The following is a 4,867-nucleotide window of genomic DNA, read 5'->3' on the forward strand; positions in this document are numbered from 1 at the left end:
CCGGGTCCACTCCGCGATCGGAGCCCCGCCAGTCAGCCGCCTCAACAACCTGGCTGGACATCACACCTAGGCCACTCTGCGCAAATCCCTAGAGTCGCCTCGAGTCGCGCATAGGCTCCTCGCGTGGACCCGATCACCAACCCTTACGCCCCCGGCGCCGGCCAGCGCCCGCCGGAGCTCGCCGGCCGCGACGAGTACCTCCGACAGTTCGACGTGGTGCTCGAGCGCATCCGCCGTGGCCGCCCGGACCGCTCGGTGCTGCTCACCGGTCTGCGCGGCGTGGGCAAGACGGTGCTGCTCAACGCCCTGCGCGGCCAGGCGGTGCGCGCCAACTGGGGCACCGGCAAGCTCGAGGCCCGCCCCGACCAGTCGCTGCGCCGCCCGCTGGCCAGCGCCCTGCACACCGCCGTCCGCGAGCTGGGCCACCCGCAGCAGGAGGACGTCGACCACGTGCTCGGCGTCATCAAGGCCTTCGCCCAGCGCGACGCCCCCGCCAACGCCAAGCTGCGTGACCGCTGGAACCCCGGCATCGACGCCCCGGCGGTCAGTGGCCGCGCCGACTCCGGCGACATCGAGATCGACCTCGTGGAGTTGCTCACCGACGTCGGCGGGCTGGCCGCGGACGTGGGCAAGGGCGTGGGCATCTTCATCGACGAGATGCAGGACCTGGGCCCCGATGACGTGTCGGCCGTTTGCGCCGCGTTCCACGAGATCGGCCAGCAGGCCCTGCCCGTGCTGGTGGTGGGCGCCGGCCTGCCGCACCTGCCGGCGGTGCTCAGCGCCAGCAAGTCCTACTCCGAGCGGCTCTTCCGCTACCACCGCATCGACCGGCTGGACCGGGGTGAGGCCGCCCGCGCCCTGCAGGCGCCCGCCGCCGACGAGGGCGCCGAGTGGGAGGACGAGGCGCTCGCGGCCATGTACGCGGCCACCGGCGGGTACCCGTACTTCATCCAGGCCTACGGCAAGGAGGTGTGGGACATGGCGCCGGAGTCGCCCATCACCGCCGAGGACGTGCGCGTGGCCGCGCCGATGGCCGAGTCCGAACTGGCCGTGGGCTTCTTCGGCTCGCGCTACGAGCGCGCCACCCCGGGCGAGCGCGAGTACCTGCGCGCCATGGCCGAGGCGGCGGTGACGGTGGCCGAGCAGGAGGTCGCCGCGCAGGCCGATGCGGCCGAGTCGCCGGACCCGTTGACCCGCGCCGAGGAGGTGGAGGCCGTGCCGACCTCCGTGGTGGCCGAGGTGCTGGGCCGCAAGCCGCAGTCGCTCAGCCCGGCGCGGGACGCACTCATGAAGAAGGGGCTCATCTACGCCCCGGAGCGCGGAAAGATCGCGTTCACCGTGCCGCACTTCGGGCGCTACCTGCGCAACAGCCAGTGAGGGGCGACGGCCAGGGCCCCTTGGCCTGCCGGTCCGCTGCGTTCCTCGGAGCGACGCCCGGGGGACGATCCAGCCGCGGGTGGGGATCGGTGAGGCTGTGAAAAGCGAACTCTCGCAGCTTAGTGCGCCTGTTACGCTTCGAGCGAGTCCTCAACCGGGGGGGGATCATCTGTTGTGGAGGAAGTTATGACACACACTGTGCTCAAGAAGCTGCTTGCGCCTGCGGCAGCCTTTGCGATGCTCGGATCCCCGTTGATGACGGCCGCGCCTGCTGCCCATGCCACGCCCACGAACTGCACGTACTCGATCGACCGTCGCGACGTGACCGGTACCTGCAAGAGCTGTCGTGGTGAGTTCCGCATCCATCTCGACTGTGCCTATGCGCCAGACCGCTTCTCCACCTGGGGCCGCCCGGGTCAGCAGCGAACCATCAAGTGTTTGGTGGGCCAGCCCCGGAACGTGATGTTCGAGGTGCGGAACTAACGTCCGGTGGCCGCTCGGGCGGGTGTGGCGACGGGGCGCCACGCCCGCCCGGTTTGATGCCGGGACTCGCGGGAGTGGTGAGAATGACTGAGCTGGTGGTGGATCGGGCCACGATCCGGTACGGCACACGGACCGCCGTCGAGGGAGTCTCCTGGCGGCGTGGCCACGGCCTGCACGGGCTGCTCGGCGCGAACGGCGCCGGCAAGTCGCCCCTGCTGCGGGCCGTCGTGGCCCTGCAGCCCCTCGACGGGGGCAGCGTCACGCTGGACGGCGCCCCGGTGCGTCAGGTGCGGGAACGGGTGGGCTTCCTGCCGCAGGACAACCTCCGCCGATCGCGGTTCACGGTGTGGGAGCACCTGGCCTACATGTGCTGGCTCAAGCGGTTGGACGACCGGGCCGCGGCGTCGGAGGTGGACCGCCTCCTGGGGCTCGTCGGCCTCGAGGAGCGTGCCGATGACCGGATCCGGGCGCTGTCGGGTGGGATGCGTCGACGGGTCGGGATCGCCTCCGCGCTGGTCGCCGATCCCGAGGTCATCGTGCTCGACGAGCCGACGGCCGGCCTCGACATGGGGCAGCGGGACTCGCTCAACGACCTGCTGCACCGGGTGTCGCAGGAGGCGATCGTCGTCATCTCCACGCACATCGTCGAGGACGTCCTCGACCACGCGGACACCGTCACGGTCATGGACCAGGGATCGTTCGTCTTCGACGGGACCTTCGAGGAGTTCAGCCCCACCCGGGAGCTCTCGACCGTGCGCGCCAGCTACCTGGAGCTGGTGGCGCAGTGAGGGGGTGGCTGCTCTGGGCCAGGCACCAGGAGCTGCCGCGCTGTGCCCTCGCCGCCGTCATCGCCACCGGTGTGATGGCGGTGCTGGTCACCGCGGCCAGTCTGGGCGGTTCGATCGAGGTGGGCCCGCTGTGGATCTCCACCGCCATGTCGCTGCCGCTGCTCTTCGCCTTCGTGAACGAGCACGATCTCGAGCGCATCGCGCCGCGATCCCTGCTCGCTCGTCGTGGTGTGCTGGTGGCGCTCACGACGGCGCTGGCCGGCGTTCTGGCGATTCTCGTCTTCCCGGGTGACGCCCAGGCCCTCGCCGCGTGGCGCAACGCCGCGGCCCTCATGGGGCTGGGGTTGGTGAGCCTGACCGTGGTGCCGCGTCCTGCCGTCTGGGTGCTCCCCGTCGTCGCGGCACTCGGGTCGATGTCGGTCGGCTGGCCGGTGGAGCCCACCCTCCCCGACGGGGTACTCGGCGCGCTGCGAGCACCTGCCACGCTGCGCTTCGAGGCCACCGGTGAACCCAACCTGAGCCTGCTCACCTGCGTGATCGTGTGGGCTGTGGGCGTGGGCTCGTACCTGTCGGGTCTGACCTTCCGGCGCCAGGGGGCGAGGCGGATGCCCCGTGGCTCGCGCGCAGGATTCGCAGGGCGTCGCACCCGGCCGGGGCTGGGGGCAGCGGCGCTGACCGGCCCGCTGATGGGAGTCGTGGCACTGTCCGTCCTCTGGACGCAGCTGGCGAGCCTGCCGTACTGGGGAGGGAGCCCCCGGCTGCTGCTGGCCAGGGACCTGCCGGCGGCGCACTTCATCCTCATGGGGGCTGCCGCGGTGGCCGGTCTCGTCACCGGCCAGGCCCGGTGGCGCGCGGGCGTGGTGCAGTGGGAGGAGCTCTCCACCCGCAGCCGCTCCGAGCTCATCGGCCGTGCTGCCGGCCGGGCCGCGCGCATCGCCGCCATCGGCCTGCTCGTCCCCATCGCCGTGCTGGCCCTCGTGGCGACCGGTGACCTCTCCCGGCACGTCCCCGCGGAGGTGGCTCTGCGGGAGTTCGCTGCGGGCTGGCCCGTGGCGTGTGTCGTCGTGCTGGAGGGGGTGGTCCTCGCCGCGGTGGGGGCGGTCATCGGGTGGTTCTCCGGGAGGGTGTGGCTGGCTCCGCTCTGGTTGGTCGCGGTGCTCGCCGTCGTGATCGCGACGCCGAGGCCCCCGTCCCAGGACGTGGACGCGCGGTGGGAGCAGGCCTACGGGGTCGAGAGCTGCGCACGCAGCGCGAAGGTCGACCTCCGGGTGTGCGCTCCGGCCCCCGATGCCGGCTACGTGCCGGCAGCGCTGCGAACGGTGGAGGGCCTCTACACGTCGTCGCCCCATCCCGAGGCGCTGCCCCGCACCGTCCATCTCGTGACAACAGGTGTCATCTCGAGCACCGTGGGCGACGACGGCGCGGACGTGCACCCCAGCATCGGGCAGTCCCGCACGCGCGGGCTCACGCCGCCGGGCGTCCTCCAGGGGCCGTCCGCGGACTCGCTGGCCTACACGACCACCGCCTGGTGCCGGGGCGCCGACCTGGAGGACGTGCAGCAGCTGCTCGGTCTCGGGGAGGGCGCCAGTGGCACGATGCCGGCGACCCTCGCCGCTCTCCGAGACTGCCGGGATCGCACCTGACACTCCACCCTCGTCCTGACGCACCTCGCTCCCGACGACACCGGCCTCGGCACGGGCCTGCTGGTCTTCGCCCTGGCCGCGGTGGTCACCCTGGTGTGGTCCTTCCTCGATACCCGCCGTGGCCGGGGCGTCCTCGGCGTCGTGTTCGCGTGGCTGGTGGTGGGTCTGCTGCTGGGCGTGGTCGGTGCCTTCAACGCGCAGGGCTTCGCCTGGCCGCCGGACCGGTCGGTGCTCACCTCGGACCTGCGGGGCCTTCCCCCGTTCATGGCGATGTTGGTGGGCGTGCCCGCCGTCGTCGGTGCGGCGCTGGGGGCCCTCACTGGCCGCCTCACGAGTTCTGCAGGAACGTCCCGCATGCGTCGGTGAGCGCCACGTGACTGCCTCTCGGGCGGGGGTGTGAAGGAGGGGGGAGCAGTCCCGGACTCAGGCGAAGAGTATGCGGGACAACGTGTTTCATTTCAGCAGAGATGTGTGACCCGGGACACGGTTGCAAGCCTGAGGAAATACGGCTCTTCGGAGTTGAGCGTGGGTGCTTGGGGGTAGGGGTCGAGGTCCCGGGCATGATCTGAGGACTTC

Annotated in this window: 5 protein-coding genes; all 5 read left to right on the forward strand. The window is 71.7% G+C overall.

What is annotated here, in order from left to right; translation table 11 throughout:
- Positions 1–123 precede the first annotated feature (123 nt).
- The 5 genes from ACFFHC_RS10165 to ACFFHC_RS10185 all read left to right on the forward strand — a co-directional run bounded on the left by ACFFHC_RS10165 (position 124) and on the right by ACFFHC_RS10185 (position 4,657).
- Positions 124–1,377 (forward strand): ATP-binding protein, encoded by a 1,254-nt coding sequence (locus tag ACFFHC_RS10165; protein ID WP_070705278.1) that lies wholly within the window; start codon positions 124–126, stop codon positions 1,375–1,377.
- A gap of 198 nt (positions 1,378–1,575) precedes the next feature.
- Positions 1,576–1,860, forward strand: coding sequence for a hypothetical protein (locus ACFFHC_RS10170; protein WP_379805165.1), 285 nt, complete (start codon positions 1,576–1,578; stop codon positions 1,858–1,860).
- Between the two features lie 83 nt (positions 1,861–1,943).
- Complete coding sequence (locus ACFFHC_RS10175; protein ID WP_379805169.1) at positions 1,944–2,648, forward strand: ATP-binding cassette domain-containing protein; 705 nt, start codon at positions 1,944–1,946, stop codon at positions 2,646–2,648.
- Positions 2,645–4,291, forward strand: a complete 1,647-nt coding sequence (locus ACFFHC_RS10180) for a hypothetical protein (RefSeq protein WP_379805172.1) — start codon at positions 2,645–2,647, stop codon at positions 4,289–4,291. The genes ACFFHC_RS10175 and ACFFHC_RS10180 overlap by 4 nt, the downstream gene beginning before the upstream one ends.
- 81 nt (positions 4,292–4,372) lie before the next feature.
- Complete coding sequence (locus ACFFHC_RS10185) at positions 4,373–4,657, forward strand: hypothetical protein (protein ID WP_101849981.1); 285 nt, start codon at positions 4,373–4,375, stop codon at positions 4,655–4,657.
- The last annotated feature ends 210 nt before the right edge of the window (positions 4,658–4,867 follow it).

Origin of the sequence: Kytococcus schroeteri (genome assembly GCF_042433515.1) — a bacterium.
Taxonomy (GTDB): domain Bacteria; phylum Actinomycetota; class Actinomycetes; order Actinomycetales; family Dermatophilaceae; genus Kytococcus; species Kytococcus schroeteri.